The organism is Amycolatopsis sp. NPDC049159 (assembly GCF_040648295.1).
GTDB lineage: Bacteria > Actinomycetota > Actinomycetes > Mycobacteriales > Pseudonocardiaceae > Amycolatopsis > Amycolatopsis pretoriensis_A.
This window is the reverse complement of record NZ_JBEZDL010000013.1, coordinates 102923-128295: the sequence shown is the minus strand read 5'-3', so window position 1 is coordinate 128295 and position 25373 is coordinate 102923. Positions and strand designations below refer to the sequence as shown.

The 25373-nt window shown below is 72.2% G+C and carries 25 protein-coding genes and 1 pseudogene; 13 read left to right on the top strand and 13 right to left on the bottom strand.

All coding sequences use genetic code 11. From position 1 onward, the window contains the following. The first annotated feature begins 9 nt into the window (after window positions 1–9). The gene (locus AB0B33_RS24640) at window positions 10–1287 is read left to right on the top strand and encodes a cytochrome P450 (protein ID WP_360775811.1); all 1278 of its coding nucleotides are present in this window, start codon (window positions 10–12) and stop codon (window positions 1285–1287) included. A 2-nt stretch (window positions 1288–1289) separates the two neighbouring features. Here the strand turns inward: AB0B33_RS24640 and AB0B33_RS24635 are convergent, their stop codons facing one another. After that, a complete protein-coding gene (locus tag AB0B33_RS24635) occupies window positions 1290–1916 on the bottom strand; it encodes an alpha-ketoglutarate-dependent dioxygenase AlkB (protein WP_360775808.1) in 627 nt (208 codons plus the stop codon). 65 nt (window positions 1917–1981) lie between these two features. Beyond that, the gene (locus AB0B33_RS24630) at window positions 1982–2557 is read right to left on the bottom strand and encodes a dihydrofolate reductase family protein (protein ID WP_360775805.1); all 576 of its coding nucleotides are present in this window, start codon (window positions 2555–2557) and stop codon (window positions 1982–1984) included. A 181-nt stretch (window positions 2558–2738) separates the two neighbouring features. On the opposite strand from AB0B33_RS24630, the gene AB0B33_RS24625 reads away from it, so the two are divergent. Next, window positions 2739–3311 (top strand): hypothetical protein, encoded by a 573-nt coding sequence (locus AB0B33_RS24625; protein WP_360776189.1) that lies wholly within the window; start codon window positions 2739–2741, stop codon window positions 3309–3311. Between the two features lie 122 nt (window positions 3312–3433). Here the strand turns inward: AB0B33_RS24625 and AB0B33_RS24620 are convergent, their stop codons facing one another. Further along, window positions 3434–4372: an RluA family pseudouridine synthase gene (locus AB0B33_RS24620; protein ID WP_360775802.1), complete on the bottom strand. Its 939-nt coding sequence runs from the start codon at window positions 4370–4372 to the stop codon at window positions 3434–3436. A 19-nt stretch (window positions 4373–4391) separates the two neighbouring features. Then, window positions 4392–4766 (bottom strand): annotated as a pseudogene (locus AB0B33_RS24615) (DUF5313 domain-containing protein); the annotation flags it as partial. A gap of 86 nt (window positions 4767–4852) precedes the next feature. Here AB0B33_RS24615 and AB0B33_RS24610 point away from each other — a divergent pair. Genes AB0B33_RS24610 through AB0B33_RS24600 form a run of 3 tightly spaced genes read left to right on the top strand, consistent with a single transcriptional unit; the run spans window position 4853 to window position 6795 of the window. Then, window positions 4853–5290, top strand: coding sequence for a MarR family transcriptional regulator (locus AB0B33_RS24610; protein ID WP_247024192.1), 438 nt, complete (start codon window positions 4853–4855; stop codon window positions 5288–5290). A gap of 54 nt (window positions 5291–5344) precedes the next feature. After that, on the top strand, window positions 5345–6226 hold the full coding sequence (locus AB0B33_RS24605) for a TIGR03854 family LLM class F420-dependent oxidoreductase (RefSeq protein ID WP_247024188.1): 882 nt from the start codon (window positions 5345–5347) through the stop codon (window positions 6224–6226). A 29-nt stretch (window positions 6227–6255) separates the two neighbouring features. Then, window positions 6256–6795 carry a TetR/AcrR family transcriptional regulator gene (locus tag AB0B33_RS24600; protein WP_360775797.1) on the top strand — a complete coding sequence of 180 codons (540 nt, stop codon included), beginning with the start codon at window positions 6256–6258 and terminating at the stop codon, window positions 6793–6795. Here the strand turns inward: AB0B33_RS24600 and AB0B33_RS24595 are convergent. Then, window positions 6792–8309, bottom strand: a complete 1518-nt coding sequence (locus tag AB0B33_RS24595) for an MDR family MFS transporter (RefSeq protein WP_360775794.1) — start codon at window positions 8307–8309, stop codon at window positions 6792–6794. The two genes, AB0B33_RS24600 and AB0B33_RS24595, sit on opposite strands and share 4 nt — an antisense overlap. 125 nt (window positions 8310–8434) lie before the next feature. Here AB0B33_RS24595 and AB0B33_RS24590 point away from each other — a divergent pair, with 125 nt between their 5' ends. After that, window positions 8435–9601 carry a DUF1015 family protein gene (locus tag AB0B33_RS24590; RefSeq protein ID WP_360775791.1) on the top strand — a complete coding sequence of 389 codons (1167 nt, stop codon included), beginning with the start codon at window positions 8435–8437 and terminating at the stop codon, window positions 9599–9601. Here the strand turns inward: AB0B33_RS24590 and AB0B33_RS24585 are convergent. Together AB0B33_RS24585 and AB0B33_RS24580 are read right to left on the bottom strand one after the other, a co-directional pair. After that, window positions 9598–10521: a squalene cyclase gene (locus AB0B33_RS24585; RefSeq protein WP_360775788.1), complete on the bottom strand. Its 924-nt coding sequence runs from the start codon at window positions 10519–10521 to the stop codon at window positions 9598–9600. The two genes, AB0B33_RS24590 and AB0B33_RS24585, sit on opposite strands and share 4 nt — an antisense overlap. After that, on the bottom strand, window positions 10521–11027 hold the full coding sequence (locus AB0B33_RS24580; RefSeq protein ID WP_360775787.1) for a DinB family protein: 507 nt from the start codon (window positions 11025–11027) through the stop codon (window positions 10521–10523). Before AB0B33_RS24580 ends, AB0B33_RS24585 begins: the two co-directional genes overlap by 1 nt. 70 nt (window positions 11028–11097) lie before the next feature. Here AB0B33_RS24580 and AB0B33_RS24575 point away from each other — a divergent pair, with 70 nt between their 5' ends. From AB0B33_RS24575 to AB0B33_RS24565, 3 genes are read left to right on the top strand one after another with little or no spacing between them, the layout of a single operon-like run. Then, window positions 11098–12177: an ATP-dependent DNA ligase gene (locus tag AB0B33_RS24575; RefSeq protein WP_360775784.1), complete on the top strand. Its 1080-nt coding sequence runs from the start codon at window positions 11098–11100 to the stop codon at window positions 12175–12177. Beyond that, entirely contained in the window at window positions 12174–13178 is a 1005-nt protein-coding gene (ligD, locus tag AB0B33_RS24570) for a non-homologous end-joining DNA ligase (protein ID WP_360775781.1), read from the top strand. Before AB0B33_RS24575 ends, ligD begins: the two co-directional genes overlap by 4 nt. A gap of 2 nt (window positions 13179–13180) precedes the next feature. Then, on the top strand, window positions 13181–13627 hold the full coding sequence (locus AB0B33_RS24565; RefSeq protein ID WP_360775779.1) for a GNAT family N-acetyltransferase: 447 nt from the start codon (window positions 13181–13183) through the stop codon (window positions 13625–13627). Here AB0B33_RS24565 and AB0B33_RS24560 read toward each other — a convergent pair. The 3 genes from AB0B33_RS24560 to AB0B33_RS24550 are packed head-to-tail and all read right to left on the bottom strand — an operon-like array spanning window position 13624 to window position 18294. Continuing rightward, window positions 13624–16923, bottom strand: coding sequence for a tetratricopeptide repeat protein (locus tag AB0B33_RS24560; protein WP_360775776.1), 3300 nt, complete (start codon window positions 16921–16923; stop codon window positions 13624–13626). The genes AB0B33_RS24565 and AB0B33_RS24560 overlap by 4 nt on opposite strands. 37 nt (window positions 16924–16960) lie before the next feature. Next, a complete protein-coding gene (locus AB0B33_RS24555) occupies window positions 16961–17227 on the bottom strand; it encodes a hypothetical protein (RefSeq protein WP_360775773.1) in 267 nt (88 codons plus the stop codon). A gap of 59 nt (window positions 17228–17286) precedes the next feature. After that, window positions 17287–18294 carry a GTP-binding protein gene (locus tag AB0B33_RS24550; protein ID WP_360775770.1) on the bottom strand — a complete coding sequence of 336 codons (1008 nt, stop codon included), beginning with the start codon at window positions 18292–18294 and terminating at the stop codon, window positions 17287–17289. 439 nt (window positions 18295–18733) lie between these two features. Here AB0B33_RS24550 and AB0B33_RS24545 point away from each other — a divergent pair, with 439 nt between their 5' ends. The 3 genes from AB0B33_RS24545 (at window position 18734) to AB0B33_RS24535 (ending at window position 21863) form a co-directional block, all read left to right on the top strand. Beyond that, window positions 18734–19873, top strand: a complete 1140-nt coding sequence (locus AB0B33_RS24545; RefSeq protein ID WP_360776186.1) for a nitric oxide synthase oxygenase — start codon at window positions 18734–18736, stop codon at window positions 19871–19873. Window positions 19874–19983: 110 nt separating this feature from the next. After that, on the top strand, window positions 19984–20490 hold the full coding sequence (locus tag AB0B33_RS24540) for a flavodoxin domain-containing protein (protein WP_247024176.1): 507 nt from the start codon (window positions 19984–19986) through the stop codon (window positions 20488–20490). A gap of 77 nt (window positions 20491–20567) precedes the next feature. Continuing rightward, on the top strand, window positions 20568–21863 hold the full coding sequence (locus AB0B33_RS24535; RefSeq protein WP_360775766.1) for an MFS transporter: 1296 nt from the start codon (window positions 20568–20570) through the stop codon (window positions 21861–21863). Here the strand turns inward: AB0B33_RS24535 and AB0B33_RS24530 are convergent. The 3 genes from AB0B33_RS24530 to AB0B33_RS24520 form a co-directional block, all read right to left on the bottom strand. After that, on the bottom strand, window positions 21814–22371 hold the full coding sequence (locus AB0B33_RS24530) for an STAS domain-containing protein (RefSeq protein WP_360775763.1): 558 nt from the start codon (window positions 22369–22371) through the stop codon (window positions 21814–21816). The genes AB0B33_RS24535 and AB0B33_RS24530 overlap by 50 nt on opposite strands. A 110-nt stretch (window positions 22372–22481) precedes the next feature. Beyond that, window positions 22482–23975: a sialidase family protein gene (locus tag AB0B33_RS24525; protein ID WP_360775760.1), complete on the bottom strand. Its 1494-nt coding sequence runs from the start codon at window positions 23973–23975 to the stop codon at window positions 22482–22484. A 234-nt stretch (window positions 23976–24209) separates the two neighbouring features. Continuing rightward, window positions 24210–24653 (bottom strand): hypothetical protein, encoded by a 444-nt coding sequence (locus tag AB0B33_RS24520; protein ID WP_360775757.1) that lies wholly within the window; start codon window positions 24651–24653, stop codon window positions 24210–24212. On the opposite strand from AB0B33_RS24520, the gene AB0B33_RS24515 reads away from it, so the two are divergent. Continuing rightward, complete coding sequence (locus AB0B33_RS24515; protein WP_360775753.1) at window positions 24642–25310, top strand: PadR family transcriptional regulator; 669 nt, start codon at window positions 24642–24644, stop codon at window positions 25308–25310. The two genes, AB0B33_RS24520 and AB0B33_RS24515, sit on opposite strands and share 12 nt — an antisense overlap. The last annotated feature ends 63 nt before the right edge of the window (window positions 25311–25373 follow it).

Here is a 25373-nt window from a genome sequence, read left to right as displayed (position 1 = left end):
GTCGGGTACATGGGGAGTCTGCGCTCACGGGTCCTGGGCTGGGCCGGCCGCCGGTACCTCGCCCGGCAGTCGAAAAAAGGCTTCGACCTCGAAAAGATGTCATCGCTCCTGCCCGATTCGGCGCTGCTGCCGCTCAAGCGCGACGGGCTCGACCCGGTCGCCGCGATGGCCGAGCGCCGCGCCGAGGCGCCGATCGGCAAGCTCGACCTGCCCTTCGGGATGAACGCTTGGCTGGTCACGGGTTACGACGAGGCGAAGGCCATCCTCGGCAAGGCCACCGGGTTCTCCAGCGACTTCGGCAACCTCGTCGGCAACGCCGGGGTGACCGCGGACCAGAACCCCGGCGGCCTCGGCTTCGCGGACCCGCCGGTGCACACGCGGCTGCGCAAGCTGCTCACGCCCGAGTTCACCATGCGACGGCTCGGCCGGCTGGCCCCGCGGATCGACGAGATCGTCGCCGAGCAGCTTGACGCGATGGCCAAGACCGGCGGCCCGGTCGACCTGTGGCAGGCGTTCGCGCTGCCGATCCCGTCGCTGACCATCTGCGAACTGCTCGGGGTGTCCTATGAGGACCGCGCCGAGTTCCAGCGGCTGAGCACCGCGCGCTTCGACCTCTTCGGCGGTGCGGGCGCGTCGCTCGGCGCGATGTCGGAGTCGCTGACCTACCTGCTCGACATCGTGAAGAAGCAGCGCGAGGAGCCCGGTGACGGCCTGCTCGGCATGCTGATCAAGGAACACGGCGACGAGATCGACGACCGCGAGCTGGCCGGTCTCGCCGACGGCGTCCTCACCGGCGGCCTGGAGACGACGGCGAGCATGCTGGCGCTCGGCGCGCTGGTGCTGCTGCGCGACGAGAAGGCGGTGGAAGCCGTCCGCGGCGACGACGAGTCCGTGCACCGCTTCGTCGAGGAGCTGCTGCGCTACCTGACCGTGGTGCAGATGGCGTTCCCGCGCTTCGCCAAGCAGGACATGGACATCGCCGGCGTCCACATCGCCGAGGGCGACATCGTGCTGGTGTCGCTGTCGGCCGCGGACCGCGACCCGAAGCTGGGCGCGGGCATGGACGACTTCGACGCCACCCGCGAGCCGACGTCGCACCTGGCGTTCAGCTACGGCATCCACCGCTGCATCGGCGCGGAGCTGGCCCGCATGGAACTGCGCACGGCGTACCCGGCACTGATCAAGCGCTTCCCGAACCTGCGGCTCGCGGTGCCGGAGAAGGATCTTTCGTTCCGCCAGGTGTCCATTGTGTACGGACTGGACGAGCTGCCGGTCCTGGTCGACTGACCTCAGCGCACGCCGCGCGGCCGGAACTGGATGCTGATCCGCGGGCCGACCGCACGGCTCGTCTTCGGGATCGCGTGTTCCCACGTGCGCTGGCACGAGCCGCCCATCACGATGAGGTCGCCGTGGCCGAGGGCGTAGCGGTGGGACTCGCCGCCGCCGCGGGGGCGCAGGGCCAGCTGGCGGGCCGTGCCGACCGAGATGATCGCCACCATCGTGTCCTCCGTGCTGCCGCGGCCGATCGTGTCGCCGTGCCAGGCGACGCTGTCGCGGCCGTCTCGGTAGTAGCAGAGGCCCGCCGTGCGGAACGGTTCGCCGAGTTCGCCGGCGTAGTGCTCGCTCAGCGCGGCGCGCGCCTCGGCCAGCACGGGGTGGGGGAGCGGCGCCGCTTCGCCGTAGAAGCACAGCAGCCGGGGGACGTCGACGAGCCGGTCGTACATCCGGCGCCGCTCGGCCTGCCACGGGACGCCGGTGACGAGGTCGGTGAACACCTCGTCGGCGCCGTCGAGCCAGCCCGGCTGGACGTCGATCCACGCGCCGGAGCCGAGTTCGGTCCGGCGCGGTGCCAGCGGGTGCAGCGTGACGGGGCCGGATTCGCCGAACAGCGAAGCCTGCAGTGCCGGGGTCGTCATGGGTCCGACCGTACACCACGTTCGAACAGGTGTTCTACGTGAAACACCGGCCGGACCCGCGGCGGTCAGCGCACGAACTCGTAGACCAGCTTCTGGATCCCGTTGCCGTACGACGCGCTGTCGATCAGCTTCAGGCTCTGCTTGTCCTTGTCGGTCTCGCTGAACAGCCGCTTGCCCGCCCCGAGCAGCACCGGGAACACCAGCAGGTGGAGCCGGTCGAGCAGGCCCGCGTCGGCGAGCGAGCGGTTCAGGGTGGCGCTGCCGTTGACGATGATCGGCCCGCCCTCGGTCTCCTTGAGCGCGGCGACGTCGTCCAGCGACCGCAGGATCGTCGTCTCGCCCCAGTTGTCCACCAGTTCGGTGTCCTGCAGGGTGGTCGACACGACGTACTTCGGCATCGCGTTGTAGCCGGCGAACTCGACGGTCATGCCCGGCCAGACCGGCGCGAACGCCTCGTAGCTGACGCGGCCCAGCAGCAGCGCGGTGGCCTCTTCCTGCTCGGTGCCCTTCATCTCGTAGGCGGCCGGGTCGAACTCGACGTCCTTGAAGGTCCAGCCCGCGTTGCGGTAGCCGGCCTCGCCGCCCGGGGCTTCGACGACGCCGTCGAGCGAGACGAACGACGTGGAGATCAGGGTGCGCATGGGTGCTCCTCGGGGATGATCGGTGGTGCCTTCACGAGTCTGTCGAACGAGGTCCGGCGGATTCGACACCGCCCGGGAAAACTCTTGTCCGTGACGGCTCCGGCTCGTACAGTCACAGCACCGCCGCCTCGAGTGACCCAGGAGGTCGACGGTGCGCAGAATTCACGGTGCGGGCGTGCTCATGGCGGTCGCGGCAGGACTCGCGATCCTCACGCCCACGGCGGACGCCCAGGTCGGGACCGGTCCGTGGACCCCGGACTCGCCGGGCTACACCGAGCAGGAGCGGGGCTGCGGGCAGCTCTCCGGCCTCACCTTCCAGCTGACGTGCTCGACCGGCAGCGGTGACCAGCGCGCGGAACGCCGCTACACCACCTACACCGGCGGCACCCACCAGTTCGAGGGCTCGTTCAAGATCGCCGGCATGAGCGGCACGCGGATCAGTCTCAAGCAGACGTTCCGCGACGGCTCGAACGCCGGGCCGTACTTCCTGCTGGCCGTCGAGAAGGGCGGCCGGATGTACGCGGTGGAGGGCGGGGCGACGCTGGGCAGCGGCGCGACCGTCGGCACGGCGGTGCGGGTGAACACGATCAACCAGGTGGGCAGCTCGCACAAGGTGTACCTCAACGGCTCGCTGAAGCAGACGATCGCCAGCGCGAGCGGCAGTTACTACGACAAGTTCGGCAGCTACCGCACGTCCAGCGGCGCGGGGCCGATCACGGTGCAGTGGAGCGGCGTGAAGTTCTGGCACAAGTAGGAGAGACGCAGCCCGGCCTGCCGTTGGTCGTTCGCCGCGTCTTGCTTTGTTGCGTCCGCAACGGTCATCGGGAGCGGATTTGGCGCTGGCCGGCGCTCGGACGCACCGGCGGCGTTCCCGGGTCACGCCGGGGGTGCCGCCCACGCGGCGAGGTCGTCCCACGCGGAAAGCCGCAGGCCGCTGGTGAAGCGGTGGGGTGTCCCGGTGACCGGGTCGTCGAACGCGAGCACCTTCGCCAGCAGCTGCAACGGTTTCGTGAAGTCGCCGAGGGGCTTTTCCCGCAGTTGCGGGTAGAAGTCGTCGCCGAGGATGGGGATGCCGAGGCCGCTGAGGTGGACGCGCAGCTGGTGGGTGCGGCCGGTCGAGGGCCGGAGCCGGTAGCGGCCCAGGCCGTCGCGGTGCTCGGCCAGTTCGACGTACGTCTCCGCGTTCGGCTCGCCCGGCTCCTCGCGCGCGGCGAGCACCCCGCGCTCCTTGACGATCCGGCTCCGGACCGTCCGCGGCAGCTCCAGGGTGGCGTCGTACGGGGCGATCGCCTCGTACTCCTTGTGCACGCGGCGGTCGCGGAACAGCGTCTGGTACTTGCCGCGCAGCTCCGGCGTGATCACGAACATCACCAGGCCGGCGGTGACCCGGTCGAGCCGGTGCGCGGGCGAGAGCTGCGGGAGGTCCAGCTCGCGCCGCAAGCGCACGAGCGCCGTCTCCAGGATGTGCTGGCCGCGCGGGATGGTCGCCAGGAAGTGCGGCTTGTCGACGACCAGCAGGTGCTCGTCGCGGTGCACGACACGGATCTCGAACGGGACCGGCACCTCGTCCGGCAGGTCGCGGTGGAACCAGATGAACGAGCCGGGCTCGAACGGCGTGTCGACGCCGAGCGGGCCGTCGAGGCCGTGGATACGCTCCTCGCGCAGCATTTCCTCGATGCGGTCCGGTGCCACCCTCGGCAGCCGGTCGACGAGGTGCGCCAGCAGGGTCGGCCACCCGCCCTCGTCAGGGAGCTTCAGCCGGGCGGGGTCCAGCCCGTGGCGCGGCGGGATCGGGGGCCGGAGCTTGCGTCTCATGGTCCCCGGACTCTAACCAACCCTCCGAGGGGGTCCGGTAGCGCGCGAGGTAGCGGGCGGTCGCTTCGGCGTTCTTCGACTCGGCGGCTTCGGCGCGCAGGCGGCGTCCGGTGTTGTGCGGGAAGCCCTGCCGGCCGAGCCGGTGCTCGACGCTCTCCTCCATGTACGCGCAGGAGTAGAAGTACGCGACGAGCGCGGCCATGAGAACCAGCGAGAGCCGCAGCCAGATCGAGCCGGGCAGCAGCAGCCACACCGCGCACAGCGGCAGGATGCCGACCGACCGCTGCAGGACGTACCGCGCCCGCCAGTGCTTCGACGTCGCGTCGTGCAGGGCCCAGTCGTTGAGGCGCGCGGGAAGCCGGACGCCCACGGCGTAGCCGAACCAGCGGAGCACACTCGGTCGTTCCATGAGTTCCATAGTACACTAATGCTTAGTGCACTAATCATTAGCGCGACCGGCGACACAGTAGGATCGGGGACATGATCGACCTGGGTGAGGACCCGCTGAAGCTGGACCGGCAGGTGTGTTTCGCGCTGTCGGTGGCTTCGCGCAGCGTGATCGCGATCTACCGGCCGCTGCTCGAGCCGTACGGCCTGACCCACCCGCAGTACCTGGTGATGCTCGCGCTGTGGGAACGCTCGCCGCGCTCGGTGAAGGACCTCGGCGCGTCGCTGCGCCACGAGCCCGCGACGCTGTCCCCGCTGCTGAAACGGCTGGAGGCACTGGGGTACGTGACACGGGCGCGGAGCCGCGCGGACGAGCGGCAGCTGACCGTCGAGCTGACGGAGCAGGGGCGCGCACTGCGGGCGGAGGCGGAGAAGATCCCGTACAAGGTCGTCGAGACCCTCGGGATGGACCTGCCGGAGCTGGAGGCGCTGCACGCCGCGCTGAGCCGGGTGATCAGCGCGACCGCCTGAGGAATTCCCGGCCGCCCGGCGCGTTGCCCCTGGGAGAGCCTTCCGGGAGGAACCGTGCTGAAGATCAGGCTGGGCGTCGCACCCGCGGCGGGAACGGGACCCGGCGAGTTCGCCGGGCTGGCGCGGCGGCTGGAGGACGCCGGCGTCGACTCGCTCTGGCTGTCGGAACTCGTCTACTCACCCGAAGTCGATCCCCTCATCGGCATGACGCACGCGCTCGCGACGACCGCGAAGCTCAAGGTCGGCACGGGTGTGGCGATCCTGCCGGGCCGGCACCCGGTGCTCGTCGCGAAGCAGCTGCTCACCCTGGCCGGCCTGGCGCCCAAGCGGGTGCTGCCGGTCTTCGGGCTGCGCCCGGCCCGCGCCGCCGAGCACGACCTCTTCCCGGTGCCCGCCGGGCGCCGGGCCGCCGTCTTCGACGAGTCACTGACCCTGCTGCGGCGGCTGCTCGAAGAGGACGAAGTCTCCTTCGACGGCGAGTTCTTCCACGTCGACGGCGTCCACCTCGGGCCGCGCCCGGCCAAGCGGCTCGACGTCTGGCTCGGGGGAGCGGCGCCGGCCGCCCTGCGCCGCACGGGACGGCTCGCCGACGGGTGGCTCGGCAGCTTCCACACGCCGGCCCAGGCGCGCGACGCCCGCATCGCGATCCAGGAAGCCGCGGCGGAGGCGGGCCGGGAGATCGAAGCGGACCACTTCGGGCTCAGCCTGGCCGTGGCCGACAAGGGGCTGCCGGACGAGCTGATCGCCGCGGCGGCCAAGCGGCGTCCCGGCGTGCCGGTCACCGACCTGGTGGCGACGAGCTGGCCCGAGGCGCGCCGGCTGGTGGAACAGCACATCGAGGCCGGGCTGTCGAAGTTCGTCATCCGGCCCGGCCACGGCGACTTCGACGAGTTCCTGGCGAACTTCCAGGCGGAGCTCATGCCGCTGCAGAACTGATGTACCTACTGGTAGGTACACTGAGTTCCGTGGACACGAGGGAACGTCTCATCGAAAGCACCCGCACGCTGCTGTGGGAGCGCGGTTACGTCGGGACCAGCCCGAAGACCATCCAGCGGCTCGCCGGCGCCGGCCAGGGCAGCATGTACCACCACTTCGCCGGCAAGGAGGAGCTGGCGCGCGCGGCCATCGACCGCACGGCCGAGGAGATGCGCGCCGCCGCCGAAGCGCAGCTGTCCGGGCCGGGCGCGCCGCTCGAGCGCATCGCGGCGTACCTCCGCCGTGAGCGCGACGTCTTGAAAGGCTGCCCGGTCGGCCGCCTGACGCAGGACCCGGACGTGATGGCCGCGCCCGCCCTCCGGGAGCCGGTCGAAGAGACCTTCTCCTGGCTGCGCACCCGGCTCGCCGAGGTGGTGGCCGAGGACGACGGCGGCCTCGACCCGGCGGCGACCGCGGCGGCCGTCGTGGCGACCCTGCAAGGCGGTTACGTCCTTGCCAAGGCCGCCGACAGCACCGAGCCGTTCGAGCAGGCGATCGAGGGGATCCTCGCGCTGCTCGGGCGCGCCTAGAACTCCAGCTGCTCGGTCTTGCGCGGCATCAGCAGCAGCGCCACCACCGACAGCACCGCCACCGCCAGCAGGCCCACGAACACGTAGTGGGTCGCGTCGCTCAGCGCGCCCCGGACGAACCTCGCCACCGGGGTGTCGTCGGTGTGCCCGCCCAGCACCAGGCTCGTCGCGTCCACCGACGGCGGCAGCTTGCCCGCCACCTCCGCCGGCGGGTTCGCGAACCGCGAAGCCAGTGTCGCGTTGGCGATCGCGCCGAACACCGCCGCGCCGACCGCGCTGCCCAACGACCGGCTGAACAGGTTCGTCGCCGTCACCACGCCGCGGCGGTCCCAGCCGACCACCGACTGGATCGCCACCAGGGTCGGGCTCGCCGCCAGGCCGAGGCCGATGCCGAGGACGAACGCCGCGGTCGCCGCCGCCCAGATCGACGACGTCGCGCCGAGCATCGCCACCAGCACGCCGCCCGCGATGATGAACACGCTGCCGATCAGCGCCGTGTCGCGGAAGCCGATGCGCAGGTAGATCTTGCCGGCCAGGGAAGCCGAGATCGGCCAGCCGACCGTCAGCGCCGCCACCGCGAACCCGGCCACCAGCGCGCCCGCGCCGAGCACGCCCTGCGCGTACGTCGGCAGGTACGACGTCAGGCCCATCAGGACCGCGCCGACCACGACCGCGACCAGGTTGCCGCCGACCAGGGTCCGCCGGGTGAACACCCACAGCGGCAGCACCGGCTCGGCCGCGTGCTTCTCCACCAGCACGAACGCGACCAGCAGCGCCGCGCCCGCGGCGAAGATCCCCACGCTCGGCAGCGAACCCCACGCCCACGCGACGCCGCCTTCGAGCAGGGCCAGGATCACCAGCGAGCAGCCGACGGTGAGCAGCGCGGCGCCGGTGTAGTCGACCTTGTGCGGCTTGCGCTCCACCCGCTCGGCGAAGTTGCGGTGCAGCATCAGCGCGGCGATCGCGCCCAGCGGCAGGTTGACGAAGAAGATCCACCGCCAGTCCAGGTATTCGGCGAACACGCCGCCCAGCGTCGGGCCGACGACCGACGCGACGCCCCAGACGCTGGCGACGTAGCCCTGCACCCTGGCGCGTTCCTCCACCGTGTAGAGGTCGCCGATGATCGTCATCGACATCGGCTGGATCGCGCCCGCGCCGATGCCCTGCACCGCGCGGGCGGCGATCAGCACCGGCATGCTCCACGCGGCGCCGCACAGCACCGAGCCGACGAGGAACGCCGCGATCCCGAAGAACATCACCGGGCGCCGGCCGAGGACGTCGGCGAACTTGCCGTAGAGCGGCACCGTGACGGCCTGGGTGAGCAGGTAGATCGAGAACAGCCACGGGAACTGCGAAAACCCGCCGAGGTCGCGCACCACCGAGGGCACCGCGGTCGCGATGATCGTGCTGTCCAGCGCGACCAGCGCGGTGCTGAGCATGACGGCGACCAGCACCGGGCCGCGTTCGGATCGGAAGCCGACCCCCTTCACGCTGGTGGCGGCGGGTGTCGTCATCGGCGGGCTGCTCCTCGGGACGGTCATGACCGGGGTCAACTGCTTTGCAGTCCTAAGCATTCCATCGACGGGGCGGCGCACCCAGTGAATTTCCGTCTTCGGCCTCTTCGCGGAAGATGGGAGGGATGAACGACTGGATCCGGCCGATCGGCCGGGGCTGGGTGGTCCGCGACGAGGTCCCCGGCCCCGACGTCGACGAGTTCGCCGAGCCCGACCGGGTGGCCTACGCGCTGGCCAAGCCCGGCGCGGGGGACACGCTGCTGGCCGTGCAGCACCCCGCGCGCACGCCCGCGGCGCTGGCGCGCGGCCTCGACCTGGCCGCCGCCGTGCCGATCGCCCGCGCGGCGCTCGAACGGCTCCGCAAGCGGGCCTACCGGCCGGTGCGGGACGTCGTCGCGCCCTACCGGATCGAAGGGCCGGACGGTGTCGCGCTGGGCCTGCTCTGCCTGGTCGACCCGGCCGCGGTGACCGACGACGGCACCGCCCGGGTCCGGCACACCGAGGACGTCTACCCCGACGTCGTCGCCGAGCGGGCCGCCGTGCTCGCCGGGCTGGGCTGCGCGACCAGCGCGGCGCTGCTCGTCCCGGCCGCCGGCGGCGAGCTGCTGACCGAAGAGGTGACGCGCGCGTGCGGCGCGCTCGGCCTGCCCGATCTGTCCACTTCGGACGCGGCCGGGCGGCGGCACGACCTGTGGGTGGTGCCCGCCGGGCCGCTGCAGCACCGCCTGCTCGGCGCGGCCGGTGCCGCCGAACTGCTGGTCGCCGACGGCAACCACCGCGTGGCCGCGGCCGCGGCGGCCGGGCACGGTGGGCTGCTCGCCCTGGTCACCGCGGGTCCGTCGCTGCGGATCGGCGCGATCCACCGGGTGCTCACCGGTACCGGCTTCGGCCCGGAGGACCTGGTGTCGCGCTGGTCCGCGGCGGGCCTGGACGTCCGCTACGACGAGCACGCGGTCCCGGTCACCGGCGAGGCTGTCGTACGCGCGAGCGACGCGGTGCTGAGGGTCCCGCTGCCGCGGACGGGCTTCGCCGGGCCCGGACCGGTGATCGACCACGAGATCGTCGAGCGGATCCTCTTCGCCGACGCGCTCGGGATCGACCCCGACGGCCCGTGCACGCACCCGCTCCCGGACGGCCGCCCGGTGCCGCCGGACGCCGACGCGGTGGTCCTGCTGGCACCGGTGAGCCACGCCGACGTCCTCGCCGTGCACGCGGCGGGCCGCCGGATGCCGCGCAAGGCCACCTACTTCACGCCGAAGCCGCGCAGCGGGCTCCTGCTCGCGGAGCTCTAGCGGGCGTCCCACCAGTCCAGGACGCGGGTCGCGAAGAACGTCAGCCACTTCGACGGCTGCCCGGCCGGGACGTCCACCGGGAACCACACGCGGCCGGCGTCGGTGCGCTGCTGGAGCCACGTGCCGTCCGGCTGACGGGCCGCGCGGATCAGCTCGATCGCCGCCGCCGGCCGCTCGTCCGGGCGCCCCGCGTCGCGGAAGTACGAAGCGGCGTTGAGGACGTCGTAGTGCCAGCGCATCGGGTAGCCGAATTCGCGCACCCACGGCGCGAGCGGCGCACCCGTCGACCGCCGCCGGAACAGCCCGCGTTCCAGGAGGTACTCCTCGCCGAGGCGGCGGGCTTCGCGGGTTTCCGCGGTGCCGCCGGTCGCGGTTTCGTGCGCCAGCAGGCCTTTGAGCGAGTTGAGTGTCGAGTGGACGGACGAGCGCGTCGACCCCTCGACCCACTCGCAGTTCCAGCCGCCGTCCGGCAGCCGGTGTCGGGCGAACCAGTCGGCGATGCCGGCGACGTCGGCGCCCAGCCACACGCCGTTGGCCAGCGTCCACGCGTTGATGCAGCAGTCGACTTCGCCGTTCCAATACGGCAGGTCGTCGTACTCCCAGCGGCTGTTCGCGGCCAGCAGCCCGGCCGTGCCGCTCAGGACCGCGGCGTCGAGACCCCATTCGCGCAGGGCGTTCAGCGACCACGTCGTCGCGGTCCACGGTTGCGGTTCGTCACCGCGGAAGCCGGCCGGGAAGAACGCGCCGCCCGCCCACTGGCCGTCGAGGTCCTGCGCCGCCAGCAGGCGCGCGCCGAACCCTTCCGTCGCGACGCGGGCGCGCGTCGCCTCCCAGATCTCGGGTGGGGTGCCCGCGAGGTCGCGCTCGACCTGCCAGCGCAGCGCCGGGTCCGAGTCGAGCAGCCACGCGAGCACGTCCATCAGGCTCCCGTGGCGCCGTCGACGGCTTCCCGGATGAAGTCCGCGTGGCCGTTGTGGCGGGCGTACTCGTGGATCATGTGCAGCATCACCAGCCGCAGCGAGACGTCCTCGCCCCAGCGGGCCTGGTACCCGGTGACGTCGAGAGACTCGGCCGCCGCTTCGATCTTGCGGGAGTGCTCCACTTCGGTCTGCCACGCTTCGAAGGCTTCCTCACGCGTCGAGGAGCTCGCGTCGTAGGCGGCCTGGAAGTCGCCTTCGGCCGACCACCGCAGCGGGACGTCTTCGGCGTTGATCACGCGCCGGAACCAGGTGCGCTCCACTTCGGCCATGTGCCGGACCAGGCCGAGCAGCGACAGCGTCGACGGTGGGCTGGCGGCGCGGCGGAGGTCCTCGTCGGACAGTCCGTCGCACTTCATCGCGAGGGTGGCGCGGTGGAAGTCGAGGAAGGTGCGCAGCATTTCGCGCTCGCCCCCGGTCAGGGGCGGTTCTGGGCGTTCGGTGGTCACGAGTCAGTGTGTATCACGCTCAACTGTGTTGTTTTCAAGAAGTGTCGTACCTGTGTTTTAAGCTCGCGCGGTGGACTTGCCCGTGATGCCGCCGGTGCGGCCGATGCTCGCGAAAGCCGTGCACGAGGTGCCTCGTGACCCGGGGCTGCTGTTCGAGCCCAAGTGGGACGGTTTCCGCTGCGTCGTGTTCCGCGACGGCGACGAGATCGAGCTGGGTTCGCGCAACGACCGCCCGCTGACCCGCTACTTCCCCGAGCTGGCCGAGCTGCTGGCCGCCGCGCTGCCGCCCCGCTGCGTCGTGGACGGCGAGATCGTGCTGGTCACGCCGGCGGGGCTGGACTTCGAGGCGCTGCAGCTGCGGCTGCACCCGGCGGCCTCGCGCGTGCGCAAGCTCGCCGAGGAGACGCCGGCCAGCTTCGTCGCGTTCGACCTGCTCGCCCTCGGCGACACCGACCTCACCGGCGAGCCGTTCCGCGAGCGGCGCGCGCGGCTGGAGAGCATCCTGCGCACCGACGCCGAAGGGCTGCAGCGCGTCCACCTGACCCCGCTGAGCGACGACCCGGCGCAGGCCGAGGACTGGTTCACCCGGTTCGAGGGCGCGGGCTTCGACGGCGTCATGGCCAAGCCCGCGGACCTGCCGTACGAGCAGGACAAGCGGGTGATGCTGAAGGTCAAGCACGAGCGCACGGCCGACTGCGTCGTGACCGGGTTCCGCTGGCACAAGGACGGCGCCGGCGTCGGTTCGCTGCTGCTGGGGCTGTTCGACGGCGAGGGCGTGCTGCACCACGTCGGCGTGGCCAGCAGCTTCACCAAGGCGCGGCGGGCCGAGCTGGTCGACGAGCTGGCGCCGCTGCGGGAGAACGCGCTCGAGAACCACCCGTGGCGGTCCTGGGCCGAGTACGAACCCGAGCCCGGCCGGCAACCGGGCGCGATGAGCCGCTGGGCGCCGCAGAAGGACCTCTCCTGGGAGCCGCTGCGGCCCGAATGGGTGGCGGAGGTCCGCTACGAGCACCTGCAGGGCGGCCGGTTCCGCCACGGCGGGCGGCTGGTCCGGTTCCGGCCCGACCGCACGCCGGAGTCGTGCACGTACGCCCAGCTCGACGAGGCGCCGCCCGCCGAGCTCGCCAAGCTGTTCGGGGAGGCGCGATGAGCGAGGCGGTGCTGCTGGACGTCGACGGCGTCGAGGTCAAGATCAGCAGCCCGGGCAAGGTCTACTTCCCGGAGCGCGGCGAGACGAAGCTCGACCTCGTCGAGTACTACCGCGCGATCTCCGGCCCGCTGCTGGCCCGGCTCGGCGGGCGCCCGCTGCTGCTGGAGCGCTACCCGGACGGTGCCGGTGGCAAGAACTGGTTCCAGAAACGCGTGCCGAAGGGCGCGCCGCCGTGGCTGAGCACCGCCGTCGTCTCGACGCCGAACGGCACGACGAGCGACGCGCTGGTGGCGAAGGACCTCGCGCACATCCTGTGGGCGGTGAACCTCGGCTGCCTCGGCTTCCACGTGTGGCCGTACCTGGCGGACACGCCGGAGGTCGCCGACGAGCTGCGCGTCGACCTGGATCCGTCGCCCGGCATCGGTTTCGACGACCTGCGCGAGGCCGCTGTGCTGACCCGGGAGTTCCTGGCCGAGCACGGCATCGAAGGCCACCTGAAGACGTCCGGTTCGCGGGGCCTGCACCTGTACGTGCTGCTCGAACCGCGCTGGGACAGCTTCCAGGTGCGGGCCGCGGCGGTCGCGCTGGCGCGGGCGCTCGAACGCCGTCACCCGGAGAAGATCACCGCGCAGTGGTGGAAGGAGGAACGCGGCTCGCGCGTGTTCGTCGACTTCAACCAGAACGCGCCGCACAAGACCGTGTTCGGCACCTGGTGCGTGCGCCCGCGGGTGGGCGGGCAGGTGTCCACGCCGATCGGCTGGGACGAACTGGACACCGTGGAGCCGGACGAGCTCACGCTGAGCACGGTGCCCGCGCGCGTGGCCGAGCGCGGCGATCCGTGGGCCGGCGCGGGGGAGCGGCCGCAGTCGATCGAGCCGCTGCTGGCGATGTCCGAAGCGGACCTGGCGAACGGGCTGATGGACGCGCCGTGGCCGCCGGTCTACCCGAAGATGCCCAACGAGCCGCCGCGGGTGGCGCCGAGCCGGGCGAAGAAGGCGTGAAGGTGGCGACCGTCGCGGAGTGCCCGGCCGACGACGGGTTGCTGCTCGCCTTGATGACGGCGATGACGGCCGAGCTGATCGTGGTCCACGACCTGCCCCCGGACGTCCGGCCCCACCCGCTGGACCCGGCGAGCCGCTACCTCCTGGCCCACGACGGCCCCCGCGCGATCGGCTGCTGCGCGGTCGAACCGGTCGAGCCGGGCGTGTCCGAGCTGAAGCGCCTGTTCGTCGCCCCGGACGCCCGCGGCACCGACGTCCCGGGCGCCCTGGTGGCGGAGTCCGAGCGCCTCGCCCGCGGCCAGGGCGCACGCCGCCTCCGCCTGGAAACGGCCCGCCACCAGCCGGCGGCGATCCGCTTGTACGAGCGCGCGGGGTACCGCCGGGTGCCGAACTTCCCGCCGCACGAAAGCGATCCCGAGTCGATCTGCTACGAGAAGGCGCTCGGTTAGACTTCGTTGCTACCTCGTGCGGCGGCGATCCGCTCGAGCCGCGCCAATCCCCTTTCTCCGGCGGGGTCGCCGATCGCGGCGGCGAGGCGGTACCACTCGGCTGCTTGCTCGAATTCACCGGCGATCGCGTTCAAGGCCGCGGTGTGCGCAAAGGCCTCGAAGTGCCGATGGTGTGCGGCCCGCACGGCCCAGCTGATGGCTTCCGGCAACTGCCCCCGATCGGCCTGGTGCCTGCTGAGAGCCAGCATCGCTTCCGCCTGCCCGCCGCGGGCGGCGTGCTCGATCAGCTTCACTCCGGCGGCGACGTCGCCCTGGCTCTTCAGCCACACTCCGAGGTTCATGGTGGCGCGCAGGTCGCCGCCGGCCGCGGCGCGCTGCCACCAGATCGCCGCTTCGGCGGGGTTTCCCCGATCCAGCAAGATGGTGCCGCAGTCGAAGGCCGCTTCGACGCTGCCGGCTTCCGCGGCCCGGGCGAACCAGGACATCGCCAGCTCCGGGTCGTCCCGCTTCAACGCCCGGCGGCCGAGCACCGACATCGCCGGTACGTCTCCGTGGTCGGCGGCACGGGTGTACCACAGCTCGGCCTGGTTCTCGTCCTGCTCGGCATCCGCTGAGCGGCCCAGATCCACCATGGCGTCCGGATCGCCCAGATCGGCCGCGAGCCGCAGGAACTTCTTCATCCCTTCGACGTCCCCCGCCTTCCGGCGAAGAACTGCGAGGTTCACGAGGGCGTCGACGTCCGACTGTTCCGCGGCGAGCGTGAACCACTTTTCCGTCGCGGCCATGTCGCCTTCCTGCAGCGCCAGCTCGCCGAGCACGACCAGAGCGTCGACCTCGCCGGCCTCGGCGGCACGGACGTACAACTCCATCGCTTCGCTTTTGTGCCGGCTCTTCGTGAGGCGAGCCGCGAGATGAGTCATGACCGTCGGCAGACCGGCGGCCGAACCCCGCCTCAGGAGTTCTTCCGCCTCGGCCGGTTTTCCGCGGCGGTAAAGAATTTTCGACAGGTTGACCACGCAGCCGCCCATGACCTGGTCTTCCAGTCCCGGCGCGCGTGGGTCGGCCTCGAGCTGTGACTCGATCACTCGCCGGTACCACTTTTCGGCCTCGGTGTAACGGCCGCTGGTGTGCAGGAGCGACCCCAGGGCGGCCGTCGCCGCCGGCTCGCCGTCCGTCGCCGCCTTCCGGTACCAGTGTTCGGCGCCGGCCGCGTCCCCGCGGGCGAACAGGCGGATCGCCGTGATGGTCATGGCACTGCGGAACCCCTGCTCCGCTGCTTTCCGGTACAGCCGATCGGACTCCGCGACGTCGTCTGTCTTGCCGGCCAGCCAGGCGAGCGCTTCGCCGTCGTCGTCCTCGGCGGCTTTGCGGAACAACGCCTCCGCCCGGTCTTCTTCCCCCAGCTGGAGCATGACGGTGGCGAGCCTGGTGATCGCGAAGGGAGTCTTCAGATCGGCCGCGATCGCGAACCACTTCGCGGCTTCCTTCAGCTCCTTCCTTTCCTGGTGGACGAACGCTACGCAAAAGGCCGCCAACGGCTGACCGAGCCGGAAGGACTCCCGGAACATGCCCAGCGCCTCGTCCAGCCGGCCGGCTTGCCGGTGCAGCTCGCCGAGGCTGGAGAACGCCCGCGGTTCGCCTTGTTCGGCGGCGGCCCGGAAGCACTCTTCCGCCGCGGCCGTGTTCCCCGCCTCTTCTTCGACGCATCCCAGGCGGTAGACGGCTTCGGGGTCACCCAAGTCGGCCGCGCGGCGCCACCAAGCAAGCGCGGTCTCGCGCTCGGCGCGCTTGTCGTGGGCGACCCCGAGGTTGACCATCGCCGAGGTTTGCCCTTGGCCGGCCGCTTCCGCCCACCACTGCTCGGCCTCAGCGAGGCGCTCACCCTGGTAGCAGAGGACCCCGAACGCCGTCATCCCTTCGAGGTGGCCGCCTTCGGCCGCGGCGCGGAATGCGCGCTGCGCGACGTCACGCCTGCTTCGCAGGTAGGCCGTGACACCCACGCTGTAAGCGCGTTCGGGAGCCGGTCGGTCGAGCACCGCGTTCCACACCGCGTCCGGCACTTCGCGGCCGTGGCCGGGTGGACCGCCGCGGTCGGCGTGGTCGACCAGGTAGTCCATCGCCATCAGGGTCTTGTCCCGGTGGGGCTGCAGACATGAGCTCGCCTGGAGGACGCGCCGGGTCGCCCAGGCGGACGCTTCTTCGACCGAGGGCAGGTCGCCGCGGTCCCGCCAGGCCGGATCGACGAACTCGCGGGCCAAACCCGCCAAGAGCTCCACCGGCAACGGCTCGTGCACCCCGGCCCGGCGGCATTCCACCGCCGCCGTGATCAGCGCGCTGCCCACTTGGAACAACGGCCCTTCGCCTACTGTCCACCGCTCGACCATGGCCGCACCCGCGGCCAGGTACTCGGCGAAGCCCTCCCGCGCCGCCAGGGCCTGGGCGATCCGCCGGTCGCGGCGGGCGAGTTCGTGGGCGCGGTCGCGCTCGTCGTCCGTCAGGTCGCGCGCGACCGGGATCCGGCGTTCGTCGGTGATCTGGTCCAGCAGGTCGACCGCGGCGAGTGGGATGCCGCCCGCGGCCAGTTCGTCCGCCGCCTGGCGGGACGCCTGGCCGAATCGGGCGAGCTCGTCGTCCCGCAGGGTCGCGAGGATCGCGACCGCGGGGACCAGCCGCTGCAGGAGTGCGAGGTCGAGGCCGCCCGGCACCAGGAAGCGTTCGAGGTCGTCGAGGAAGACGACGCATTCCGCGGTTACCAGGTCCAGGTCGACCAGCTCACGCAAGCGAGGGCCGTCTGCGGGGATCAGCAACGGCCGGTCCGGGAACACCCGCCGCAGCGCTTCGGCCGCGACCCTGGTCTTGCCCGCCGCGGCGGGACCGTGCAGCAGCACCGGCCCACCCCGCCGCAGTTGCTCGTCGAGGCCGCTCTCGAGAGCCCGGGGGACATGGGGCGGCGCGTGCCGGTCCGCGCTGGACGGCGACGCGATCGCCCGTTTCACCCGCAGCTGCCAGAGCGTGGTGCTTCGCGGCGTCGGCAACGCGCCCGACACCAGGAACAGGGCCCGGCCGGCCAGCGACGGCTCCGTCCGGCGCCTCCCGGCAGCTCGGACCCCTCTGGCTGCCCACACCGCCGCCGCCACCGCCGGCGTACCGATGGCGAAGATCCAGCTGAACGCCTCGACGACGTCGCGCGTCCGATCCGACCACGAGCCGACGAACGGCAATCCCCAGACGCCGACCGACACGGAGGCGGCGAGCACCGCCACGGCGCCCGCGAGCCACCCCCACCGTCTCTTCACCGCGCCGCGATCGTCCTTTCCCGGCCCTTCGCCCTGCCTAGACCTCCAGGTCCAGCGACAGCTGGCCGCGGTCCTCGCCCTCGGTCGCCGATGCTCCCGACAGCGTTGCGACGCAGCCCGGGCAGGGCGTCACCTCCGCTGTCGTCAAGTCGACCGGTTTCCAGCTGCGGGATTCGCGCTCGCCGCACGCCGAGCGGCGGTAGCGGAGGTCGCCGGAGCGGGTCATCAGGTGGGCCAGGGGGACGTCTTCGGGCAGCACGCCGACCCGGTACCAGCGGGGTGCGCTCACCGCGGTGGTCGTCATGGGCGACAGTGTCCGTCGCCGTGGGTGGGGCGGGAGCGCATTTGCCGGTCGTCGGCGTGTCAGGCCTGGTCGGGGAGGTAACGCAGGATGTGCAGCAGGCCGCGTTCGTCGACCACCGCGGGGTCGGGGGCCACGCAGCTCTCCAGCTCGGCCAGGACGGCGCCGGTGTCGAGGCCCGCGCCGATCAGCACCAGCTCGGTGCGGTGCGGTGCCCGCGCGGGCCACGGCGACCGCGCCAGCTCGACGAAGCCGCCGACCGTGTGCAGGTGGAAGCGGGCGTCGATGCCGAAGTCGGCCTGGCCCTTCATGCGGTAGAGCCCAGGTGGGCGGCGCTCCAGGAAGTCCACGAACGCGCGGGGCGCCAGCGGCGTCCCGGCCGTGAACGTGACCGTCTGGTAGCTCGCGTGCAGGTGCCGCGAGTGGTCGTGCTCCTCGCGCAGGTCGTCGAACGACAGCTGGCCGACGCGCTCGCCGCGGGGTTCCGGGTCGAAGAACAGCCGCGGGTCGACGCGGCCGTGCTCGGTGACCAGCAGCGGGCGGCCCGGCGCCAGCTCTTCGACGGCCGCGGTGAGCTTGGCGAGGTCCTCCGCGGACACGCGGTCGGCCTTGTTCAGCACCACGACGTCGGCCAGCCGCAGGTGGTCGGCCAGTTCGGGGTGGCGCTCCCGGGCGGCTTCGAACTCCACCGCGTCCACGACCTCGGCCAGCCCGCCGTAGCGGATGTCCGGGTTCTCGCTGGCGATCATCAGCCGGATCAGGTCGCGGGGCTCGGCGATTCCGCTGGCCTCGACGACGATGACGTCGATGCCCGCTTCGGACGACGAGAGCCGCGTGAGCATCGCGTCGAGGCCGCTGGCGTCGACGGCGCAGCACAGGCAGCCGTTGCCCAGCGAAACCATCGTGTCGACCTGGCCGGCGACCGCGAGCGCGTCGACGTTCACCTGGCCGAAGTCGTTGACCACGACGCCGACCCGGGCACCCTCGCGGTTGGCGAGCAGGTGGTTGAGCAGCGTCGTCTTGCCCGCGCCGAGGAACCCGGCGACGAGGACCACGGGAATCCGGCTCATGCCCGCGACTCTAACGTCGCGCGCGGGCGCGCTGATACACGGGGGACCGCGCCCCGGAAAGGCCGTTCGGCGAAAGCGCACGAACAGCCGAACGGCCCTTTCCGGGAAAGGATCACGAAAGCCGCACTGTCCACTGTGATCGATTGACGGGAAATGCGCTGCGCCATGTCCGAATGACGCTTGGTGACAGTTATCTTGCCGACGTTTTCCCTGGCCGAAGCTGCATTCCGGGACCGGCGGAGTGGAATTCACGATCGGGGGAGTGCGTCGCGCGAATCGTCGGGTACTCTCCCCCGCCTGGCCGGAGGTGCCGGGGGCGGCAGGACCTCCAGGCCGGCTTGTCGTCGGCGACCATCGGAGGAACGGTGAACCTTTTCGTCGGGCTGCAGAACACGATTCCGGAGAGTGGGGAAGCGCGGTGACCGTTACACCTGAGCGGGTGACGGCGCCGCTGCCGCTTTACCCACAGCGCGTATCGGAGGAGCAGAGCGTCAATTCCGCCGAAGCGGAAGAATTCCTGGACCGGATGTTCGCCGAGGGCGCCGCCGAAGCGGGGGAGCGGTTCGAGAACCGGCTCGCCGCGGTCCGCGCGGAAATCGCCGAAGCGGGAACCTACCGCCACACCGCGGCCGAGCTGGCGTACGGCGCGCGCGTCGCGTGGCGCAACTCGGCCCGCTGCATCGGCAGGCTGTACTGGCGCAGCCTCCGCATCCGCGACCGGCGGCGGGTCACCGACCCCGCGGCGATCGCCGGCGAATGCGTCGCCCACCTGCGCCAGGCCACCCGCGGCGGCCGGATCCGCCCGACCGTCACCGTGTTCGCCCCGGACACCCCGGACGCGCCGGGCCCGCGCATCCACAACGAGCAGCTGATCCGCTACGCCGGGTACCGCCTCGACGACGGCTCCGTGCTCGGCGACCCCCGGTACGCCGGGTTCACCGAGCAGGTGCGAAGACTCGGCTGGCGGCCGCCGGAACGAAGAGGGTCCTTCGACGTCCTCCCGCTGCTGGTCGAGGCGCTGCCCGGCGAACCGCGGCTGTTCACGCTGCCCCCGGACGCCGTGCTGGAGGTCCCGCTCACCCACCCCGACCACCGCTGGTTCGCCGGCCTCGGCCTGCGCTGGCACGCCGTGCCGGCGATCAGCAACATGCCGCTGGAGATCGGCGGCGTCACCTACCCGGCGGCGCCGTTCAACGGCTGGTACCTCGGCACCGAGATCGGCGCCCGGAACCTGGCCGACGAGCAGCGCTACGACCTGCTGCCGGTCATCGCCGAGCTGATGGGCCTGCCGACGGCGTCCGAGCGCACGCTGTGGCGCGACCGGGCGCTGGTCGAGCTGACCCTGGCGGTCCAGCACTCGTTCGACGCCGCCGGCGTGACGATCGCCGACCACCACACCGAGTCGCAGCGCTTCCTGGCCCACCTGGAGCGCGAAGAGCGTGCGGGACGCCGCTGCCCGGCCGACTGGAGCTGGATCGTGCCGCCCGTGTCCGGCGGGCAGACAGCGGTGTTCCACCGCTACTACGACGAGCCTGATCCGGCGCTGCGCCCGGCGTTTTTACCGCCCGCGAGCCCTTGAGGGTGAACGGGCGGCTCGCGGACCCACGAAGAGCAACGTAAGAGCGCCCGTATGGCGGATCGTGAGCGGCCCGCGGGGCGGCCCGGTCCGCCAGGGCCGACAATGGAGGCATGTCCGTAGTCCTCGTCGCCTACGCCGGGCGCCACGGCGGAACCCGGCAGATCGCCGAGGTGATCGCGGCCGAGCTCGGCGGGAGCGGCCTGACCGCGGACGTTCGCGACGCCGCCGACGTCGCCGGGGTCGACGGCTACGGCGCGGTCATCGTCGGCAGCGCCCTGTACTACCACCGGTGGCGGCCCGAGGCGGTCCGGTTGCTGGAGCGCAACGCCCGGGCGCTGGCCGAGCGTCCGGTGTGGCTGTTCCACAGCGGACCGTGCGGCCCGGGCGCCGCCGGCCAGCAGGTCAGCCTGCCGCCGAACGTGGCGCTGCTCGCCGCGCGCATCGACGCCGAGCGCACCGCGACCTTCGGCGGCCGCCTCGACCCGGCGACCGTGCACGGGCTGATCCCGCGGCTGCTGGCCTCCGGCCGCCGCGCCGGCGACTTCCGCGACTGGGACCGGATCAAGGCCTGGGCCCGGGACGTCGGCCGCCGCGTCCGCACCCGCGTCACGCTCTGACCCTTGCCCGTACCCCGCGGTGGGTGCTAGACCGTGCCTGCGGTCTTCCGGTGAAAAACCGACGGGACGGGGCAAACGTGACGGAAAACAAGACGGAACCGGCTCCGGGGAAGAAAGCGCTTACATCCGATCAGCGCAACGCCTTCCTCGCGGCGCTGCTCGGCTGGAGCATGGACTCCTTCGACTACTTCCTCGTCGTCTTCGTCCTCGCGGACATCGCGAAGGACAAGTCGTTCGGCGCGACGGCGACGCAGCTGGCGTTCATCACCACGGCCACGCTGGTCATGCGCCCGGTCGGCGCGCTGCTGTTCGGCCTGTGGGCCGACCGCGTGGGACGCCGGATCCCGCTGATGGCCGACGTCCTGCTGTATTCGGTGGCCGGCCTGCTGTGCGCGTTCGCCCCCAACTTCACGGTGCTGCTGGTCCTGCGGTTCGTCTACGGCGTCGGCATGGGCGGCGAGTGGGGCCTCGGCGCGGCGCTGGCGATGGAGAAGATCCCGGTGGCCCGCCGCGGGTTCTTCTCCGGCCTGCTGCAGGTCGGCTACTCGATCGGCTACCTGCTGGCCGCGCTCGCGTACCTGCTGTTCCACTCGCTGCTCGACCTCGAATGGCGCTGGATCTTCGTGCTGAGCATCTTCCCGGCGCTGATCAGCCTGCTGATCCGGGCGCGCGTGAAGGAGTCGGAAGTCTGGGAAGTCGCGCGGGAGAAGCTGCGGGTGAGCCGGACGTCGGTCAAGGACATCCTGCTGAACCCGAAGGTCATCCGCCGCTTCGGCTACCTGATCCTGCTGATGACGGCGTTCAACTGGATGAGCCACGGCACCCAGGACGTCTACCCGAGCTTCCTGAAGGCCCACGAGAACGGCGGCGCCGGGCTCAGCGCGGCGACGAGCACGTGGATCGCCGTGCTGTACAACGTCGGCGCCATCATCGGCGGCCTGACCTTCGGCACGCTGTCCGAACGGCTCGGCCGCCGCCGCACGATCGTCACGGCGGCGGTGCTCGGCCTGCCGGTGATCCCGATCTTCGCGTTCGACCACGGCGCGGGGATGCTCGCGCTCGGCTCGTTCCTGATGCAGATCATGGTGCAGGGCGCGTGGGGCGTGATCCCGGCGCACCTGACCGAGATGTCGCCGGACGCCATCCGCGGGTTCTACCCGGGCGTGACCTACCAGCTGGGCAACCTGCTGGCCGCGCTGAACCTGCCGATCCAGCAGGCCATCGCGGAGTCGCACGGGTACACCTCGGCCCTCGTGTGGACCGTGGTCCCCGGCCTGGTCGCGGTGGCGGTGCTGACCGCGATCGGCAAGGAGGCCAAGGGGATCAAGTTCGGCGAGGCGGCGGTGGCCACGGCCCCAGCGGCCGCGAAGTAGCCCCCTCCGCCTGCAGCCGGGCCAGGATCCCGAGCCACTCGACGGCGTCGTCGGCGGTGGCGTGCAGCGGCAGGCTCAGCCGGAGGGTTTCGATCGCCCGCCGGACCACCGCGGGACACCCGGCTACGGCGAACGGGACCCGGGCGCGGGTGGCGCGCCCGGCCACCTCGTGCAGCAGCGCCACCCCGCGGGCGGAGCAGTGGCGCACGCCGGCCAGGTCCAGCACGAGACCCCGCGGGGCCAGCGCGACCTCTTCGGCGAGCCGGCCGTGCAGCCGGTCCTCGCGGGCCAGGTCGATGTCCCCGGTGACCGCTACGACGGTGGCGTCGGCGGTCGCGGTGACCACCAGCGACGCGGCGGGCGGCGGTTCTCGCTGGGACTGGTAGTGCCGCTCCAGCAGGGCGTCGATGTCGAGCTTGGCGGGGTAGGGGACAGAGTCGACCTGACGCGCCCACTCCCGCAGCGCCGCGGCCAGTGCGCGGTCCTGTTCGTCTTCGGGGCGGACCATGGTTGTTACATCGCTCCCGGAGGCCCCGGTGCAACACCCGGGGCGCGGGTGTGACGCGTTCGGCGGCCACGGGGAGGGGACCCGGCCACGGCGCGGTCCCCTCCACCGCGTCAGCCGCAGTGTTCGAACCCGCTGGTGTAGGCCTGGCCGTCGGCCGCGCCGCCCCACTTCACGCACTTGTCCGCCGCGGCCGCGGCGACCGGGCCGGCGAAGTACGAGAACGCACCCGAGTCCGTGACCCGCGCCGAGCCCTGCACTTCCAGGAAGGCCGACGTCTGCGTCGCCTTGCCGGCGTTGGCGCTCTTCATCGCGCTGACGCAGTTCTTGCCGGTGGCGGCGTTGTAGGACAGGTAGGCCGTGCCCGCCGTGCCGAGCGGCGCCGAATCGATGACGCCGTACCCGAGCCCGCAGGCCGGGGCGCCCAGTGCGGCGTCGGTCACCGTGGCGTAGCGGATCGTGTCGTTCGCGTGGAGCTCCGGCCCGGCTTCGAACAGCACGCCGACCGACGACGGGGACAGCTGGACCATGTCGGAGTACGCCGCGTCCTGGCCCCACACGAGCAGGCTGCCCGCGGTGCCGGTCCAGTTCGCGCCTTCGTCGAACGAAGAGTGCACGCGCAGCTCCTTGCGACGGTCGCAAGTGGACGGTGCGGCGAACACGACCCGGTTGTACCTGCCGCCGGTGTCGGTGGCGCTCATCCGGGCCGTCGAGCCCTGGACGGTCGGCGCGACGAGGTCGGTGGCGAAGGCGAACTTCGAGCTGAAGGTCGCGCCGCCGTCCGAGCTGAGCGCGAAGGCGCGGTTGCGCGTCCCGCCCGCCAGGCACTTGTCGCCGTCGTTGGCCTGGTTGCGCGCGGCGGCGTAGACGCGGCCGTCGAGCAGCTCGGTGACGCTGATCTCCTGCGGGTTGATCGCGGTCGTCGGCGAGTCGGTCGCCCCGCGGCGCCACGTGGTGCCCTGGTCGTCGCTGTAGACCAGCGCGCCGGTGTCCTTGCCGCCGGTGGTCCAGCTGACCCCGGCGACGAGCCGCCCGGCGTGCGCGCCGCGGGTGAGCACGATCCCGTGCGACGGCCCGGTGGCGAGCCAGCCCGGCGCGCTCGCGAACCCGAGTTCGGTGGTCAGAACGCGCGGCGCGCCCCACGTCTTCCCGTTGTCCTCGCTGAGGGACACGCGCGGGACGCGGCCGCAGGCGGGGTTGGTGTAGCACTGCATCGTGGACAGCAGCACGACCCGGTTGCTGCCCGGGACGACGATCGGCGCCGGGTTGCCCTTGGTGTCGCCGTTGGCCTTGATGACCGTCTGCACGGCGCCCCACGTCTTGCCGCCGTCGGTGGAGCGCTTCAGCACGAGGTCGATTTCGCCGAGGTCGTTGCAGGTACTGGCGCCGCCGTTGCGGCCTTCGGCGAAGGCGAGCAGGTCGCCGTTGTTCGCCTTGACGACGGTGGGGATGCGGTAGCAGTCGTGGCCTTCGGTGTTCTTGGCGAACACCAGGGTGCTGCTGACGTCGGCCTGCGCGGCGGCGGTGCCGATGGTCGCCGGCACGGCCACGGCGGCGCACCCCAGCAGCCCGGCCAGGAGGCCTCTGGCGATCCGGGTGAGGTTCACGGTTCTCCTTACGGGTTCGTCTTGCGTCTCGGCGGCAGCGTCGACGCGGTCCGTACAAGACCCGTACAACCCGGCGTATAACGAACTATTCATGGCCGGGGAGGAAATTTCCGGTGAACGCGGCCGTCGCCGGGGCTCGGTGGTTCTCCTCCGGGTGGGTTGCCGCCGATCGAGCGGCGATATATCGTGTGAATGTCGACGATACGGCTACCACGAGGAGAACGCATGGACAGGTCAGCGCGAGCAGGACGGATCTTCGCCGGGTTCGGCGGCCCCTTCGGCCACGGCCCGGGTGGGCACGGGATGCCGGGGATGCCCGGCCACGGCGGCCCGGGCCTGCACGGCCTGCACGGGTACGAGCCGGGCGATCACGGCGGCCCGGACCACGACCACGGCGGCCGTGGTGGGCCGGGACCGCACGGTGGGCCCGGCCACGATCCGGGTGAGTACGGCGGGCCGGGGCTGCACGGCCACGTACCCGGGATGCACGGCGGGCCCGGCCACGGGCCAGGTGGGCACGGTGGGCCGGGCCTGCACGACGTGCCTGGCCACGGGCCAGGTGGGCACGGTGGGCCGGGCCTGCACGACGTGCCTGGCCACGGGCCGGGTGGGCACGGCGGACTGGGCGGTCACGGTGGGCCGGGGCACGAGCCGGAGCTGCACGGGGTGCCGGGGCACGAGGATTGGGATGGTGGCCCGGACCTGGCGCGCGGGGGCCCGCCGGGCGGGTTCCCGCCGCACCCGCCCCAGCCGCCGATGCCGCCGGGGTTTCCCGGGTTCCCCGGTGGTCCCGGGTCGTTCGGTGGTCCGGGCGGCTGGGGCGGCGGTGGGGGTGCGTGGCAGCGGGTGCGGGAGTTCCGCGGCGGGCGGCCCGCGGCGCGTCCGGTGCGCCCGGCCGTCCTGGCGCTGCTGGCCGAGGAGCCGATGCACGGCTACCAGCTGATGCAGGAGATCCGCCGCCGGACCCACGACCGCTGGCGGCCCAGTCCCGGCTCCGTGTACCCGATCCTGCAGCAGCTGGAGGACGAAGGCCTGGTCCACACCGTCGAGACCGCCGGCCGTCGGGTGGCCGAGCTGACCGATGCGGGCCGTGCGCACGTCGCCGGCCGGGAGGAAGAGTTCGCCGCGCTGTGGGGTGAGCCCGAGGAGGAGCCGAACGCCGACCGGTTCGCCGCGCTGTGGCACGCGCTGGGCGAGCTGTCCGGCGCCGCCGCGCAGGTCGGGCACAGCGGCACCGAAGCCCAGGTGGCCGAGGTGAAGAAGATCCTCGCGGACGCCCGGCGGCGGGTCTACGCCGTACTGGCCGACGCGGGCCTGGAGGACGAGGAAGCCTGACGGCGCCTCGGCCGGGCGGGGGAAGTGGCGAGCCGATCCCGCCCGGCCGGACCGTAAGCTCGC